The sequence below is a fragment of the Pseudomonas sp. DR208 genome (assembly GCF_019823005.1).
GTDB classification, from domain to species: domain Bacteria; phylum Pseudomonadota; class Gammaproteobacteria; order Pseudomonadales; family Pseudomonadaceae; genus Aquipseudomonas; species Aquipseudomonas extremorientalis.
The window spans coordinates 4,557,833-4,574,822 of record NZ_CP081944.1; the positions used below are offsets into that span (position 1 = coordinate 4,557,833).

Below are 16,990 nucleotides of genomic sequence, written 5' to 3' on the forward strand. Positions count from 1 at the left end.
ACTGGTTGACCTAAATTACGACGACTCGCACGGATACGTCAACATGCTTGACCTTAAAAACCCAACCGCCCAGCAGGCCGCGATGGAAGCGTTTTTCTTCGGCTACCAGGCGTTTACCGCCAAGGCCGACGAAATGCTCGAGCGCCGCGGGCTGAGCCGAGTGCATCAGCGCATCGTGTTTTTCATCGCGCGCTACCCGGCGCTGAGCGTGAAGGAACTGCTGGAACTGCTCGGTGTGAGCAAGCAGGCACTGAACATCCCTCTGCGCCAATTGCAGGAGATGCACCTGGTCAACAGCGTCGCGTCCGAGACAGACAAGCGCAAGCGCCTGCTGGAATTGACCGAAGAAGGCCTGCGCTTCGAACAGTCACTGCGCCGCGAACAGGTGAAGTTGCTGCAACGTGCCTTCAGTGACGCCGGTGAAGACGCGGTGGTTGGGTGGCTGGCGGTGAATCAGGCGCTCGCCAAGCAGCCCTGACCCTGTGGTTGCCTTTCATCTATTTGGCGCAGCAGATAGAAAACATTATTTGCTTTATTTGTATACAAAAGCATAATTCGCTTCGTGCGAGTTCCTGACCTATTGGTCAACAAACCCGCCAGTACCTCTCAGCGCTTCCGCGCTGGCCATAACAATAAAATGCTTGAGGAGTACTCGCTGTGGATAGCCGCAAATCCGAAGCCCCGACGCTGGACCTTGCCCCCTCACCAAATGGCTGGCTGGAACGCCTGTTCAAACTGCGCTTGCATGGCACCACAGTGAAGACCGAGCTGATCGCCGGCCTCACCACCTTCATCACCATGGCCTACATCATCTTCGTCAATCCCAACATCATGGCCGACGCGGGCATCGATCACGGTGCGGCGTTCGTCGCCACCTGCATCGCCGCCGCACTCGGTTGCCTGTTGATGGGGCTGTATGCCAACTGGCCCGTGGGCCTGGCGCCGGGCATGGGTTTGAATGCGTTTTTCACCTACACCGTGGTTGGTACCATGGGCTACACCTGGCAGACCGCCCTCGGCGCCGTGTTTATCTCCGGTGTGCTGTTCATGTTCCTGACCCTGTCCCGGGTGCGTGAATGGCTGCTCAACAGCATCCCCGTCAGCCTGCGCCACGCCATGGGTGCCGGCGTGGGGTTGTTCCTCGGGGTGATCGGCCTGAAGACCGCCGGCATCATCGTCGACAGCCCGGCGACCCTCATCAAGCTCGGCTCCTTGCATGAGCCTGCGCCGCTGTTGGCGGCGGTGTGCTTTTTACTGATCGCGATTCTCAGCTACCACCGGGTTTTCGGCGCGATCCTGATCAGCATCATCGCCGTGACGCTCGCCGGCTGGGGCCTGGGCCTGGTGCATTACAACGGTTTCATCTCCACCCCACCGAGCCTGGCGCCGACCTGGATGGCAATGGACGTAGCGGGTGTGTTCAATGTCAGCATGATCAGCGTGGTATTTGCCTTTCTTTTTGTACACATGTTCGACACCGCAGGTACACTGATGGGCGTCGCGCAACGGGCCGGGTTGGTCAATGCCGACGGCAAGATCGACAACCTGTCCCGTGCATTGAAGGCCGACAGTGCCTCCAGCGTGTTCGGTGCCATGGTCGGTGTGCCGCCGGTGACCAGCTACGTGGAAAGTGCTGCCGGGGTGGCCGCAGGTGGCCGTACCGGGTTGACCGCCGTCACCGTCGGCGTGCTGTTTGTGGCCGCGATGTTTTTCGCACCGCTGGCCGGGATGATTCCGGCCTATGCCACCGCAGGTGCGCTGATTTACGTGGCAATGCTGATGATGGCGAGCATGGCCCATATCAATTGGGATGAGGCCACCGACAGCATTCCGGCGATTGTCACCGCGATCATGATGCCGCTGACGTTCTCGGTCGCCGATGGGATTGCCCTGGGGTTTATCACCTACGTGGCCCTCAAGGCCGGTACCGGCAAGTACCGCGAGATCTCCGTGAGCCTGTGGGTGCTGTGCGCGATTTTCATCGCGAAATTCATATTTCTATAAAGAGGAGCAAGGCATGAGTCTGGAAACCTGGTTGTTGTTCAGTGGCGCGGCATTGGTGGTGATCCTGATCCCCGGGCCGCTGTCGTTGTTGATGATCAGCAACAGCCTCAACTATGGCTTGCGCCGCTCCTACCCTGCCTTCCTCGGCGGCGTAACCGCCTCGATCTGCCTGCTCAGCGCCTCGGCCCTCGGCTTGGGCGCGCTGTTGCTGGCGTCGGAACAGCTATTCAGTGCGCTCAAGGTGGTCGGCGCAGCCTACTTGTTCTATTTGGCCTGGCAGAGCTGGAAGCAATCGCGACAACCGGCCCTAGGCGCCGAGGTCATGATATCGGCTGCCACACCGCGCTTTCGCAGCCTGTTTGGCCGCGCATTTGTGCTCGGCGCGAGCAACCCCAAGGACATTCTGTTTTTCGCCGCCTTCCTGCCTCAGTTTCTCAGCGCCGAAAGGCCATTTCTGCCGCAATTGCTAATGATGATCGCCACCTGGACGCTGCTCGACCTGCTCTGCAAGCTTGCCTATGGCTTGAGCGCCCAGGGGGCCGCACGGTATCTACGCAGCGGCAAAGGTCAAGGCTGGTTCAACCGCGTCAGCGCAGGGTTGTTTGGCGGTGCGGGGCTGATGTCGCTGATGAAGGTCAGGATGGACTCACTTTGACAAAATAAATGCTCGGGGGAACCGTACCCGTGGTGGGCCATTGAATGCCTGCCACGATCCGGACCAACCGCCCTTCCTCCATAGCTGTTTTGACGGGCAAGAATGCTGGGTTCTTTGAGTTTCTGCGAATGGTAATGTTGAGCCATTCATCGGTCAGTCTTTTTTGTAAGTGGATACTCCCTCCCTCTACCCAGTGAACTGACACGTAATAAAGTGAATTCGACCCGGGGTGCGTCGCCGCCAACTCACATGATGGGGAACCGGGACGCTTAACGTCTAGTTGATGAACCGTGAACCCCCGCTGCAGCAGCCCCCCCTCGACGGCAGTCATCATCACAGTGCGGCGCTCGGGGGAGATACGAGACTTAACGATCCGCAATGAGGGGTCTAATCCCCTCATCTGAAAGTCAACACGCGTGAAGCCAGGGCTAGCACCCTGATAACCAATAAAAAAGTTCCCGGTGCCCCTCTCAACGGGCCTTAGCATTCTCAACAAGTCATCCGTTTGCCCCGGCCGAGCAGGCAGTGGCGGCAACCATTTGTCCAACGTTGTGCGGATGTTAAGCAAATGAGTTGCCGTTGCAGAACCTTCTGGCCCAGACAACTCAATCATGCGTATGACAGTGAGATCTCGATCCCTGATTGTCATGGAGGGGAAGGCCTCACCTACAGACTGAGCCAACGGTCTGTCGAACAGCGGAGCATGGGGTATCCATTCGCCCTGGGCAGAGAAGGACATTGGAAGGGGTTGTTCATGCCGCGCCGTGCTTGTCCAGCGCACGATATCAACGGCAGCCTTTGAAGCCAGAGGCTCATTCTTTGTCATAAACACAATACGGTTCAAAGGCGCCTGCTGTCCCTCAGGTAGCAACCTGTAAAAACCACTTGTCAGGTGGTCGAATGGAACATTCGGCGGGGCGATTCGCGCAACATTATAGGAACAACCGGGGGCCTCACCGGGAACGCGGAAAACGCCAGGTGCAGGAGAAACCACTTGTCGAGGATCAGGGGCTGGTATACGCCAACTTGTCCAATGATCAGTCGTGCTAGTTGATCGAAGAATCGTATTTTCCGTCGCCGTGCGCACAATGGGCGGCCACCAATCAGGCGGGGGCGACACCGGCGAGCGCCATGGATTCAACGTTCCTGAACTCGTCCCCGCCACGGGCTGGGGCGCGTCCGCACCGAGCAACCACTCGCCCGACTCATGGATGTTCAGGATCAGTTCGTCCTGGCCCGCGACCTGCTGGTTTTTCAGGCGAAGAAACGGTTCGTTGTTGCGCCGATAAACAGGGTAATGGTGGGTGCCATCCGCCATGAAAAGCGTGCCCCCCTTCGCGTACACACCCTCCTCGCCCAGCCCTTTGAGCGCCACGGCCCCTTCGGGCACCGATTTGATTTTGAAACGCTCCAGCGCCGGAAGTTGCTTCACCGATGACACCGGACGGGGAACGCCACTCAGTTCCCCACGCCAACGGCGTATCCGTCCCAACGCCGGCGGCAAAGCAGAGCGTATAGCAGCATTCGCCACATTACCGACTCTCTTGGGGCCGGGTACGAAGGTCATCACAAGACCAACCATAGAAAGCTTTATCGTATCGGCCAACACACGTTTATCACGGGGATCGCCAGAACGCTGATAGCGCCGCACCGCCAGGTACAGTTCAACGATGTCATTGAACGCCCCGGCAATCGGAAAAAAGACACCTAACATCATCCGTATTTTAGATACGCTATCGTCGCGAAGGCGCCGGGTTCGATATTCCTCCAGCGCCTTATTGGAATAGCTGGCGGCCTGTGTCTGTCGTTGCAGGCACTGCACATGGCCGTGGTACAGCAACGCCTGGGCATCGCTGTTGGACCGGGGGACAATCGCCAGCCAATCCTTTGGGTTGCTGGCAATCTGCTCGAACACCTGCGCTTCTATCTCATCAAGCGACAGCGATGGCTCCAGATGCTTTGCGCGGGTCACACGAGACAACAGCCATTTCCCGATCACAAAAAACATCCCAGCCTTCGCTTTAGCCAGGCTGAAGACATTGCGTTCAAACAGAGCGTCGAACGTTGCCTCAAAGGCCCAGCCGGCGGCGACCTGCCGCGCCAGCGTCTTGGCGTTATCGGGCAATGCGCCGAAGCGATTCAATTCAGCCGTGGCTTGTTCAAGACTACTGTACTCAGTGAGCACCCAGGCGTGCGGGGCCTGCGGCCAATAGACCACGCAAAGCTGCGAGTGCTTGTCTTGCACGACCACTATCCCGGTGACATAGCGATCATGCTGCAGCGTATGCCCCACCAGATGAACCACGTGCAGTTGTAATTCATGCTGGTTTTTCAACAGGTCCTGCGGCGTTCGCGCGGCCATTGCAGTGCTGAATACGCTCTGCGCTTGCGCCGACAGCCCCTGTTGAACCGCTGAAAACAGATGATAGTCAACGCCCGCGCGCAACACTCGATTCAGTAACTCAGGCATTCGGCCTTCGCTGAGCGACTGGTCAGGGCTAACGGGTGGATAAAAACTGTCTTTGATCAGCACGCCGTACCGACCGCCGATATCCAGCGAAGCGATTATTTGCCTCAGATGGTTAACATGAAAGCCTGGCCACGGCACTCGCAGAAGACAGGCACGGTTTAATTTGTACTGGGTCCAGGATGCCAGCGGATCCAGGTTTTGCAGCGCCACCTCCATCAGACTGAAGGCCCTGCATGCAGAAGACAGAGGCAATCGGGTTTTCGGGTCCTTCAGTAGGCAGGCCTCTTCGTAATCACAATAGGTGCCGTGAATATCGCCAGACATCGCGATAAAAGGCTCGTCCATATCAATCTCCAGGGCGATCCCCTCGCTATACAAGCGGGCGGTCAACGCCTGCCTGGCATATGTGTGTAAATCTGGCAGACGCTGTTCTTGCCGCGCTAACAATGCCCAGGCGCTGCTCATGTAGTGCTTTTGCACGCGCCTGCAGTGCCTACGCTGCGCACGCGTTGCCGCCGTCAACCATGTCGGCAGTTTTTTCGCTTCAAGCGCAACCTTGCGCAACAGCTCAATATTCGCCTGCGCGCGGCTCAGGGCGCTGTTGACAGGAGCCTTCAGTTGTTGCTCCAGCTCAGTCAGCAGCAGCGCACGGCTCAACTGCGCATCCTTTACCTCACTGAAAACGCGGGTGATATCTTCGCTGCTTTTGTGCAATCGGTCGTAAGTCCCCAGCAACTTCTTGAGAGTGGCCAGCGCGGGCTTACCAGGGATGTCTACATAGCGCACGCTCAGGGTTTCACGGGCAGCATGTGCACGTAAGTCGCGACGCTTATCGTGCTCGACACAGCCCCACAGCACAGAGTCGTCCCGACTGCCCAGGCTTGCCTTGAGACTGCGTGTTAGCCCGTCCACCCCGGAAAAAGCCAATACCCCACCCTCTTCCCCAAAGGCGTACAGAACCACGGGAAGCTGGCGTGTCGGCCTGCTCAACGCCGCTGCCGTGGTGATCACCCACACGTTATGGAGCGGATAGAAGGCGTCTGGGTCGTTGCCAATGGCGACTGACATCACCTGGGTTTGACTGCCGGGGCGCTTGCTTGCCAAAGGCTGATCTATCACCTCAATCATCAAGTCCCGATGTGCCGTGCTGAGGAGCTTGAGCCGGTGTTGCAATTGAACCTCACAGCGCAGAGCCTCGGCCTGGGCGTTCATGAACAGCGAAACACGCCTGGGAGTACCCGCCCCGCCGGGTCGTTCAGCCCAAAAAGCCAGATCAAGCGACCTTTGCGGTGCCTCCTTCATCAACGTCTTTAACGCCTGTGTACGAATCTCCAATTGGCTCATCAGCGACAGGTGATCTTGGTACGCAGGTGTCTGAGCAGCGGGATCATTCGGAGCCAACAGCGCGACCAGGCCTTTTTCATAGCGCTTGACCTGATGCTTTACGGTAAGGAATGCGAGGCCGGGTGGCATGCTGGCAAAAATTATTTCTGCGTGTCGTCGCTGATGATCCCATTCAAGTAACGAGTCGCGGATGGCCCCCAGGCGAACGCCGCCGATCAACTGCTTTCTGGTGCGCTCCATGAACCTGAGAAAGGGCGCTACCTCCAGCGATTGAGACTGGGGGGGCTCTGCGGAGAAGACCTGGGCCAGATTAATCGTAAAGGCACAAGCGACTTCATTGGCCCATTGCCCCTCCAGCAACATCTGCGTGCCTTGCGTCAGCGCATCTTCCACAATCTTCGGACCACACGCGAATCCAGTTGCCGACGACAGGCCGGCCGGTGAGCACAATCCATTGCGCCGCTTCAACGGCATACACTGCCACAACTGGTGAAAGCGCTCTCTGTCCAGCTCCAGCAGGCCGCACTGAAGGTCGTTGAAGCTCGGGTACTCGTAGAAGTTGCGTACCACACCTGGAAGGTAAGTCACGTGGAGGGCTTCAGCAGACTCACCCTCACGGTAAATATGCAACGCTCCGGGGATCGCTTCAGCCGGCGAGCCCGGCCACATCAATTGGCTCACGTGCACGTTGGCCCAATGCCCACCTGCCCGCTGGCGTGCCTCAGCAGTCGGGGCATCGATCACGGCCTGGACCATCAGCATTGCCGCACTCGACAGTTCGTTGAGTTGCCACGAGATAAAGGCCCGGTCAGCGAACAGTCCTGCATGCAGCTCGATCCAGCGCTCACGCCGCGTCAGCCAGGAACCCTCGGCCAGGGTATTCCAATAGGTGTCATGCGCACGCGCCAGCCGGTCAGACAGCCGCATCTCGACTACCCGCTGCAATACCTCCAACGGCGTGTAGGACAATCGACGACTCGGCTCACCCTTGACGCTCAGGACGGTAAAGGCATTGACGTTGATTTCCACCACCGGCTTGACCAGCAACAACAATGCCAGCTCGGTCAGCGTCTGGACCTTCTCAGGTACAAGCGGCGGTTTGGGCTCGGTAAACAACAGTGTGTCCGGGTCAATCTCGAACGCCTTGTGCAGCTCGGCGCGGATGACCTTCAACACTGTGGGCGAACGTCCTATCAGGTGGGCAAGCGCCCGAGTCGACTCGACGCACCGAAGGTCGGCAAAGGCAATCTTATTGATCAAGCGGCTGGGATGCGTACTGGCGTTTATTCGCCACCGCAGTGTTTTGCGTATTTCCTGCGACGCCGCTTGGGCGGCCATGTCTGCATCATCGGTATCGGGGGGCGGGCTCATGGTGTTTTCTATCAATGAGAAAAACCCAGCCTAAATAGGGCGCACACGCGAAAGGAGCTAGATAGTTAAGCCCAGAATCGAAAAAAGCCCGCAGTGTGGGCGGGCGAAAAACCAACGAAGCGCTTTGGGGGTGTGAAGCGAGTTGACGCTCAGCTACCGCGATAGGTGGAGTAGCTGTAGGGCGAAATCAGTAGCGGGACATGGTAGTGATCCTGTTCGGCGCTGATGCCGAAACGCAGCACTACCACATCGAGGAAGGCCGGCTCCGGCAGTTGCACGCCACGGGCGCGATAGTAATCGCCAGCGCTGAATTGCAATTGGTACACGCCGCTGCGGTAGTCATCGCCTTGCAGCAACGGTGCGTCGCAGCGGCCGTCGCTGTTGGTCTGCGCGGTGGCGACCAGTGCCAGCTGCGCGCCTTCGACGCGGTACAGCTCAACCTTGATTGCGCTGCCGGGGCAGCCGTGTGCGGCGTCCAATACGTGTGTGGTCAAGCGTCCCATGGCGTCTACGCGCCTCCTGTGGTCAATAGAAGAGTGATCCGCACTTTTTCAGGGCATCGAAAAAGCCGGCGATGATCGATTAAGACACTTTTTAAAAAAATTGTACACAATAAAAATCACAAACTCTCAGATCCGCCTGCTGCCATTGCTCAACAGGGCAATCTGCGCGTTATCCTTGCTTTTAAACGACCTTTTGTCCATTAGCTGACCAACCAGGCAAGTTTCTTGCTACACCACTGGTCTAGCGCTACGCCGAAAAAATGCAGAAATGTAGGCTTACAAAGTGCGCGATAAGTTGTATACAATCACTCATCGCTACTACGACGAACAAGAAGGAAGACTGCAGTGAGCGCTGACTACCCACGCGACCTGATCGGTTACGGCAGTAACCCTCCTCACCCCCACTGGCCGGGCAAGGCGCGCATTGCGCTGTCTTTCGTACTCAATTACGAAGAAGGCGGCGAGCGCAATATCTTGCACGGCGACAAAGAATCCGAAGCCTTTCTCTCCGAAATGGTTTCGGCCCAGCCCCTGCAGGGCGAGCGCAACATGAGCATGGAGTCGCTGTACGAATACGGCAGCCGTGCCGGCGTGTGGCGTATCCTCAAGCTGTTCAAAGAATTCGATATCCCGCTGACCATCTTCGCCGTGGCCATGGCCGCGCAGCGCCATCCGGATGTGATCCGCGCCATGGTCGACGCCGGCCATGAGATCTGCAGCCACGGCTACCGCTGGATCGACTACCAATACATGGACGAGGCCCAGGAGCGCGAGCACATGCTCGAAGCCATCCGCATCCTCACCGAACTCACCGGCGAACGCCCACTGGGCTGGTACACCGGGCGCACCGGCCCCAATACCCGGCGGCTGGTCATGGAGGAAGGCGGCTTCCTCTATGACTGCGACACCTACGACGACGACCTGCCCTACTGGGAACCCAACACCCCGACCGGCAAGCCGCACCTGGTGATCCCCTACACCCTGGACACCAACGACATGCGCTTCACCCAGGTGCAGGGTTTCAACAAGGGCGATGATTTTTTCGAGTACCTCAAGGACGCGTTCGACGTGCTCTACGCCGAAGGGGCCGAGGCACCGAAGATGCTTTCCATCGGCCTGCACTGCCGCCTGATCGGCCGCCCGGCGCGCCTGGCGTCGTTGAAGCGCTTTATCGAGTACGTCAAAGGTCACGAGCAGGTGTGGTTCACCCGCCGCGTCGACATTGCCCGCCACTGGCAGGAAACCCACCCCTACACGGGAGCGGCGAAATGACTGCGTTCCACGGCCTGAAACCCTCGACCTTGAGCCGAGATGAGTTTGTCGCTGCCTTCGCCGATATCTACGAACACTCGCCATGGGTGGCCGAAAAGGCCTTCGACCTGGGCCAGGATGCTTCGATCGACCAGATCGAAACCCTGCACCAGCGCATGAGCGACATCCTGTTGAGCGCTGATCATGCCAGCCAGCTGGCGCTGATCAACGCTCACCCGGACCTGGCCGGCAAAGCCGCCGTCCAGGGCCAACTGACCCAAGCCAGCACCGATGAGCAAGCTGGCGCGGGGATTCACCAATGCACGGCCGAAGAGTTCTCGCGCTTCACCGAGCTGAACGACGCCTACAAGGCCAAGTTCAAGTTTCCCTTCATCATGGCGGTAAAAGGCAGCAACCGGCATCAGATCCTGGCCGCGTTCGAAACGCGCATTCACAACTCAGTCGAGGCCGAGTTCAAATGTGCACTGGCCGAGATCAACAAGATCGCGTTGTTCCGCTTACTGACCCTCTAAACGACCATCCCCAGCCACTTTATCTAAGGCAGACAAGAAGAATGAAAGCTTACGCCGTACCTTTCGAAAAGTTCGTCAACCTGGCCGACGCCCGCCTGGGCACCAAGATCATCTCCGTCACCGATGACTGGTTCGCCGACGCCAACCGCCTGTTCCAGCCGACCCCGGCCGTATGGAAGGAGGGCGTTTTCGATGACAACGGCAAGTGGATGGACGGCTGGGAGTCGCGCCGCAAGCGCTTCGAAGGCTACGACAGCGCTGTGATCCGCCTGGGTGTGCCAGGCTCGATCAAAGGCGTGGACATCGACACTTCATTCTTTACCGGCAACTTCCCGCCATCGGCCTCCCTGGAAGCCTGCTTCCTGACTTCGGGCGAGCCGGATGACAACACCCAGTGGGTCGAAGTGCTGTCGGCCGTCGAGTTGCAAGGCAACAGCCACCACTATCACGAGATCCACAACGACCAGGCCTTCAGCCACCTGCGTTTCAACATCTACCCGGACGGCGGCGTGGCGCGCCTGCGCGTATACGGCGTGCCGTTTCGCGACTGGTCCTCGGTGGGCGACAACGAACAGGTCGACCTGGCGGCAGCACTCAACGGTGGCCGTGCCCTGGCCTGCTCCGATGAACACTTCGGCCGCATGAGCAACATCCTCAATCCAGGCCGCGGCATCAACATGGGCGACGGCTGGGAAACCGCGCGTCGTCGCACACCGGGCAATGACTGGGTGATCGTGGCGCTGGGTCACCCGGGCGAGATCGAGAAGATCATCGTCGACACCCTGCACTTCAAGGGCAACTACCCGGACACCTGCTCGATCCAGGGCGCGTTCGTGAAGGGCGGCACCGACAACCAGATCGAAACCCAGTCGCTGTTCTGGCGCGAACTGCTGCCGGCGCAGAAGCTGGAAATGCACGCCGAACACACCTTCGCCGAGCAGATCAAGGCGCTGGGGCCGATTACCCACATCCGCCTGAACGTGTTCCCGGATGGGGGCGTAAGTCGCCTGCGGGTCCTCGGTAAGGTAGCGAAATAAGGGTGGACCCCATCGCGGGCAAGCCCGGCTCCCACAGGAGTATGCGGTCAAATGTGGGAGCCGGGCTTGCCCGCGATAACGGTAGACCAGACACCATCACACTCGAAAATTTAAGAAGACAGCCATGCGCACACTGATGATCGAACCCCTGACCAAAGAAGCCTTCGCCCCTTTCGGAGACGTTATCGAAACCGATGGCAGCGATCACTTCATGATCAACAACGGGTCGACCATGCGCTTTCACAAGCTGGCGACGGTGCAAACCGCGACGCCGGAAGACCACGCAATCATCAGCATCTTCCGCGCCGATGCGCAGGACATGCCGCTGACCGTGTGCATGCTGGAACGACACCCGCTGGGCAGCCAGGCTTTCATTCCGCTGCTCGGCAACCCCTTTCTGATCGTGGTCGCGCCTCTTGGCGATGAACCTGTATCGGGCTTGGTCCGCGCCTTCGTCACCAACGGCAGGCAGGGCATTAATTACCATCGCGGCGTCTGGCACCACCCGGTGCTGACGATCGAAAAGCGGGATGACTTCCTGGTGGTTGATCGCAGTGGCACAGGCAATAACTGCGATGAGCATTTTTTCAAAGAGGATGAGCGGTTGATCCTCGCCCCCCACCAATAAGAGAAGGTCTGATCACCCGACAACAAGGGTGACAGGCGAGAGGTAAAGACTGTGGAAGCACATTTGATGGAATGGCTGAACCTGAGCGTGCGCTGGGTTCACATGATCACGGGCGTCGCGTGGATCGGCGCTTCTTTCTACTTCGTCTGGCTGGAAAACAACCTCAATCGCGTCAACCCCAAGAGCGGCCTGGCCGGTGACTTGTGGGCGATCCACGGTGGCGGTATCTACCACCTGGAAAAATACAAACTGGCCCCACCGACCATGCCGGACAACCTGCACTGGTTCAAATGGGAGGCCTACTTCACCTGGATGTCGGGCATTGCGCTGCTGTGCGTGGTGTTCTACTGGAACCCGACGCTGTACCTGCTGGCCCCGGGCAGCAGTCTCAGTGGCCCGGAAGGCGTGTTGCTGGGCATTGGCTCACTGTTCGCCGGCTGGTTCATCTACTCCTTCCTCTGCGACTCGGCCCTGGGCAAGCGCCCTGCCCTGCTCGGTTTCATCCTGTTCGTGCTGTTGATTGCCGCCGCGTACGGCTTCAGCAAAGTGTTCAGTGGGCGGGGTGCGTACCTGCACGTGGGTGCGGTGATCGGCACCATCATGGTGGGCAACGTGTTCCGCATCATCATGCCGGCACAACGTGCGCTGGTGGCGGCGATCGCGGAAAACCGCACGCCGGACCCGGCGCTGCCCGCCAAAGGTCTGCTGCGTTCGCGTCACAACAACTACTTCACCTTGCCGGTGCTGTTCATCATGATCAGCAACCACTTTCCGAGCACCTACGGCAGCCAATACAACTGGCTGATCCTGGCGGGCATCGCGGTGGCGGCGGTGTTGGTGCGCCACTACTTCAACACCCGGCATAACAGCCAGAAGTATGCGTGGACGTTGCCGGTGGGTGCACTGGCAATGATCTGCCTCGCCTACGTGACCGGCCCCAAGCCGGTGGCCGAAGTGGCCAAGGCCCCGGCGGCCATCGAGTACCAACCGTTGCCGGAAACCGCACTGGGCGGTGGCTTGAAACCGGCAGCGCCTGCCGCCCCCGCCGCTGAACCTGCTCCGGCCCAGGCGACGATTGATTTCGACAAGGTCCACGGGGTGATCCAGGAGCGCTGCGCCGTGTGTCACTCGGCCAAGCCCACCAGTCCGTTGTTCAGTACGGCTCCAGCGGGTGTGATGTTCGACACCCCGGCGCAGATCCAGCAGCAGGCCGCACGTATCCAGGCGCAGGCCGTGGCGAGCCAGATCATGCCGCTGGGCAACATCACCCAGATGACCCAGCAGGAGCGGGATTTGATTGGCACCTGGATCAACCAGGGGGCGCGTACCAACTGACAGGCTGGCGCAGATCCAAAGGTGGGAGGGGGCAGGCCCCCTCCCACAAGGGTCTCCAGGGTTTTGAAGATCAAGTTCCACCCGGCAATTGAATGCCGAACAACACAACAATAAAAAGATCCGAGGTGTTGCATGACCGAGTTAGCCGAACCGCAGATTCCCGCCGCACCCGCCCTGGTGCGGCTGCCCCTCTTGCAACTGATTCTGGTAGGCCTGCAACACGTCTTGCTGATGTACGGCGGCGCCGTCGCCGTGCCCTTGATCATTGGCCAGGCCGCAGGCCTCGGCCGTGAAGAAATCGCCTTTCTGATCAACGCTGATCTGCTGGTCGCCGGCATCGCCACCCTGGTGCAGTCGTTCGGCATCGGCCCGGTGGGCATTCGCATGCCGGTGATGATGGGCGCCAGTTTTGCCGCCGTCGGCAGCATGGTCGCCATGGCCGGCATGCCCGGTATCGGCTTGCAGGGCATCTTCGGCGCGACCATCGCTGCCGGGTTCTTTGGCATGCTGATCGCACCGTTCATGTCCAAGGTCGTGCGTTTTTTCCCGCCGTTGGTGACCGGCACGGTGATCACCGCGATTGGCCTGTCGCTGTTTCCCGTGGCGGTGAACTGGGCCGGCGGTGGCAGTGCCGCCGCGACTTTCGGCTCACCGGTCTACCTGGCGGTTGCCGCGCTGGTATTGGCTACCATCCTGCTGATCAACCGCTTCATGCGTGGCTTCTGGGTGAACATCTCGGTGCTGATCGGCATGGGCCTGGGCTACGCCTTGTGCGGCGCCATCGGCATGGTCGACCTCAGTGGCCTGGCCCAGGCGCCGTGGGTGCAGGTGGTGACGCCGTTGCACTTCGGCATGCCCAAATTCGAGTTGGCGCCGATCCTGTCGATGTGCCTGGTGGTGGTGATCATCTTTGTCGAGTCCACCGGGATGTTCCTCGCGCTGGGCAAGATCACCGGCCAGGACGTCACGCCGAAAATGCTGCGCCGTGGCCTGCTGTGTGATGCCGGTGCGTCGTTCTTTGCCGGGTTCTTCAACACCTTCACCCACTCTTCGTTCGCGCAGAACATCGGCCTGGTGCAGATGACCGGCGTGCGTTGCCGTTCGGTGACGATGATGGCCGGCGCATTTCTGATCGTGCTCAGCCTGCTGCCCAAGGCGGCGTACCTGGTCGCGTCGATCCCGCCGGCGGTGCTGGGCGGCGCGGCGATTGCCATGTTCGGCATGGTGGCGGCGACCGGGATCAAGATCCTGCAGGAAGCCGATATCGCCGACCGGCGCAACCAATTGCTGGTGGCGGTGAGCATCGGCATGGGCCTGATCCCGGTGGTGCGCCCGGAGTTCTTCGCGCAGCTGCCGCTATGGATGAGCCCGATTACCCACAGCGGCATCGCCATGGCCACCCTCAGCGCGTTGTCGCTGAATATCCTGTTCAACATTCTCGGCGGTTCTGAACGACCAGCCGTTGCTCCTACGCATTGATTCCTTCGTTCGCACAAAAACAATAACGAAACAGGGAACATCAACATGCACACCGCTCACCTGGGGCCGGTCACAAGCCGTGCCCCATTCTCGCCCCGCGCGCGCTGTAACGGCGCACTTGAGCCCAGGCCTGGGAGCCAGTATTCTCCGCGCCCGCTCGAATCGACTCAAAAAAAAACAGCGAATGTAAAAGCTGACTGCAAGGCCAACTTATCCCGGCCTAATGTCTGCGGCCAAAGTGCGCAAATGTCCTCTGAATTCGACTGCATCTCATGCAGCCGACGGGGATTTTTTGGCTTTTTAAACACCTTGGCGCAGCTCTTGCTAAAAGCACTAAAGCTGACCGAACAGACGATTTTTGCAGCGAACCAAAAGGCGCCACACCAGAGCGCCTGCGTAGAAGAAAAACCATAAAACTTTAACTCGGGAGCAACCGAATGAAACCTATGTTCAAAGGCCTGATGCTGGCGGGATCCCTGCTGGCCGGTGGCCAAGCCGTGGCCGGTGACCTGTTGCAGTGGCAGAACAACAGCCTGACTTACTTGTGGGGCAAGAGCTTTACCGTCAACCCGCAGATTCAGCAAACCGTCACGTTCGAACATGCCGATGCGTGGAAGTACGGTGATAACTTTATCTTCGTCGACCGCATCTTTTACAACGGCAAGGAAGACGGCAACGTCGGCCCCAGTACGTATTACGGCGAAATAAGCCCACGTCTGTCATTCGGCAAGATCTTTGATAAAGACCTGTCCTTCGGCCCCATCAAGGATGTATTGCTGGCGTTCACTTACGAGTTCGGCGAAGGCGACAACGAGTCGTACCTGCTCGGGCCTGGCTTTGACTTGAACATCCCCGGTTTCGATTACTTCCAGCTGAACTTCTACCAACGCCAGACCGAAGGCAATCGCCCAGGTGACGGCGTCTGGCAGATCACGCCGGTCTGGTCCTACACCATCCCAGTGGGCAATTCCGACGTGCTGATCGACGGCTTCATGGACTGGGTGACGGACAACGACAAGAACGCCCGTGGCACCTACCACGCCAACCTGCACTTCAACCCGCAGGTCAAATATGACCTGGGCAAGGCGCTGCATTGGGGCGACAAGCAGTTGTACGTGGGTTTTGAATACGACTACTGGAAGAACAAGTACGGGATCGAAGATTCCGGCGCGTTCAAGACCAACCAGGACACGGCGAGCTTCCTGGTCAAGTATCACTTCTGACCGTCAGGCCAGGCCGAGGAATTTCGACAATTCCTCGCGCTTGGCCAACGCATCCCGTCGCCCCAGCTCGATCAATTCACTGCAATACCCCGCCTCGAACAGCAGGTAACTCAACACCCCCGCCCCGCTCGTCTTGGTCGCCCCCGGCCCGCGCAGAAACAAGCGCAACGCCGCCGGCAGTTCCTGGCGATGCCGCGCCGCGATCTCGTCGATCGGCTGGCTGGGTGCGATCACCAGCACCTCCACCGCCGCCACCCCCGGCGCGACATGGCTGAACTGGTTCAAGCGTTCGAGCAATTCGATATCGCTTTCCAGGCTGTCAATGAACGTGCTGTTGAGCATATGCCCACCGATCTGCGCCAGGGTCGGCTCCTGGCCGGTGTAGCTGCGCTGTACCGCCGGCTCATTGCCCCGCGGGTTGCCGCTGACACCGACCACCAGCACGCGGCTGGCGCCCAGGTGCAACGCCGGACTGATCGGCGCCGACTGCCGCACGGCGCCGTCGCCGAAGTATTCCTGGTCGAGTTTGACCGGGGCGAACAACAAGGGGATCGCCGAACTGGCCAGCAGGTGTTCGACCGTCAGTTGAGTCGGCAGGCCGATACGGCGGTGGCGCAACCAGGCGTCGATGGTGCCGCCGCCCTGATAGAAGGTCACTGCCTGCCCGGACTCATAACCAAAAGCCGTAACCGCCACCGCATGCAGGTGTTTGTTGCGGATGGCTTCGTCGATGCCGTCCAGATGCAGCTTGTCTTTGAGCAGCGCCTTCAGCGGCGTGCTGTCGAGCAGTGCCACCGGTACTTGTGCGCCCAAGCCCAGCAGGCTGTGGATCAGGAAACGGCTCGCCTGGCGGATCACCCCCGGCCAGTCACTGCGCAGCACCAAATGGCTGCTGAAGCCCTGCCAGAAAGCGGTCAGGCGTTGGATCGCGGCGGTGAAGTCCATGGCGCCACTGGCCAGGCTTACCGCATTGATCGCACCGGCCGACGTACCGACGATCACCGGAAAAGGATTGGGCGCCCCCGGCGGCAGCAACTCGGCAATCGCCGCCAATACCCCCACCTGATACGCCGCTCGCGCCCCGCCGCCGGAAAGAATCAAGCCAGTAACCGGTTCAGCTGGGCGCATTGCGTCACTCCATGTGGGGAAATGTCTGT

Annotated in this window: 13 protein-coding genes; 10 read left to right on the forward strand and 3 right to left on the reverse strand. The window is 59.5% G+C overall.

Annotation, left to right across the window (positions count from 1 at the left end; all coding sequences use genetic code 11):
* Positions 1-43 precede the first annotated feature (43 nt).
* The 3 genes from K5K89_RS20475 (at position 44) to K5K89_RS20485 (ending at position 2,659) form a co-directional block, all read left to right on the forward strand.
* Positions 44-478, forward strand: a complete 435-nt coding sequence (locus K5K89_RS20475) for a MarR family winged helix-turn-helix transcriptional regulator (RefSeq protein ID WP_222540160.1) — start codon at positions 44-46, stop codon at positions 476-478.
* A 179-nt stretch (positions 479-657) separates the two neighbouring features.
* On the forward strand, positions 658-2,004 hold the full coding sequence (locus K5K89_RS20480; protein WP_071490777.1) for an NCS2 family permease: 1,347 nt from the start codon (positions 658-660) through the stop codon (positions 2,002-2,004).
* Positions 2,005-2,017: 13 nt separating this feature from the next.
* The gene (locus K5K89_RS20485; protein WP_222540161.1) at positions 2,018-2,659 is read left to right on the forward strand and encodes a LysE family translocator; all 642 of its coding nucleotides are present in this window, start codon (positions 2,018-2,020) and stop codon (positions 2,657-2,659) included.
* On the opposite strand, the gene K5K89_RS20490 is transcribed toward K5K89_RS20485, so the two are convergent.
* Together K5K89_RS20490 and uraH are read right to left on the reverse strand one after the other, a co-directional pair.
* A complete protein-coding gene (locus K5K89_RS20490; RefSeq protein WP_261400734.1) occupies positions 2,640-7,844 on the reverse strand; it encodes a dermonecrotic toxin domain-containing protein in 5,205 nt (1,734 codons plus the stop codon). The genes K5K89_RS20485 and K5K89_RS20490 overlap by 20 nt on opposite strands.
* A 149-nt stretch (positions 7,845-7,993) precedes the next feature.
* A complete protein-coding gene (uraH, locus tag K5K89_RS20495) occupies positions 7,994-8,347 on the reverse strand; it encodes a hydroxyisourate hydrolase (RefSeq protein ID WP_071490780.1) in 354 nt (117 codons plus the stop codon).
* Positions 8,348-8,692: 345 nt separating this feature from the next.
* Here uraH and puuE point away from each other — a divergent pair, with 345 nt between their 5' ends.
* From puuE to K5K89_RS20530, 7 genes are all read left to right on the forward strand, one after another.
* Complete coding sequence (puuE, locus tag K5K89_RS20500; RefSeq protein ID WP_071490781.1) at positions 8,693-9,619, forward strand: allantoinase PuuE; 927 nt, start codon at positions 8,693-8,695, stop codon at positions 9,617-9,619.
* Entirely contained in the window at positions 9,616-10,131 is a 516-nt protein-coding gene (uraD, locus tag K5K89_RS20505; protein ID WP_071490782.1) for a 2-oxo-4-hydroxy-4-carboxy-5-ureidoimidazoline decarboxylase, read from the forward strand. Before puuE ends, uraD begins: the two co-directional genes overlap by 4 nt.
* A gap of 41 nt (positions 10,132-10,172) precedes the next feature.
* Positions 10,173-11,168 (forward strand): allantoicase, encoded by a 996-nt coding sequence (gene alc / locus K5K89_RS20510; protein ID WP_222540162.1) that lies wholly within the window; start codon positions 10,173-10,175, stop codon positions 11,166-11,168.
* A 124-nt stretch (positions 11,169-11,292) separates the two neighbouring features.
* Positions 11,293-11,796 carry an ureidoglycolate lyase gene (locus K5K89_RS20515; RefSeq protein ID WP_071490784.1) on the forward strand — a complete coding sequence of 168 codons (504 nt, stop codon included), beginning with the start codon at positions 11,293-11,295 and terminating at the stop codon, positions 11,794-11,796.
* A 51-nt stretch (positions 11,797-11,847) separates the two neighbouring features.
* Positions 11,848-13,131 (forward strand): urate hydroxylase PuuD, encoded by a 1,284-nt coding sequence (locus K5K89_RS20520; RefSeq protein ID WP_071490785.1) that lies wholly within the window; start codon positions 11,848-11,850, stop codon positions 13,129-13,131.
* A gap of 132 nt (positions 13,132-13,263) precedes the next feature.
* Positions 13,264-14,610, forward strand: coding sequence for a nucleobase:cation symporter-2 family protein (locus K5K89_RS20525; RefSeq protein ID WP_071490786.1), 1,347 nt, complete (start codon positions 13,264-13,266; stop codon positions 14,608-14,610).
* Positions 14,611-15,047: 437 nt separating this feature from the next.
* A complete protein-coding gene (locus K5K89_RS20530; protein WP_028617274.1) occupies positions 15,048-15,833 on the forward strand; it encodes an outer membrane protein OmpK in 786 nt (261 codons plus the stop codon).
* A gap of 3 nt (positions 15,834-15,836) precedes the next feature.
* Here the strand turns inward: K5K89_RS20530 and K5K89_RS20535 are convergent, their stop codons facing one another.
* On the reverse strand, positions 15,837-16,961 hold the full coding sequence (locus K5K89_RS20535) for a patatin-like phospholipase family protein (RefSeq protein WP_071490787.1): 1,125 nt from the start codon (positions 16,959-16,961) through the stop codon (positions 15,837-15,839).
* Positions 16,962-16,990 lie beyond the last annotated feature (29 nt).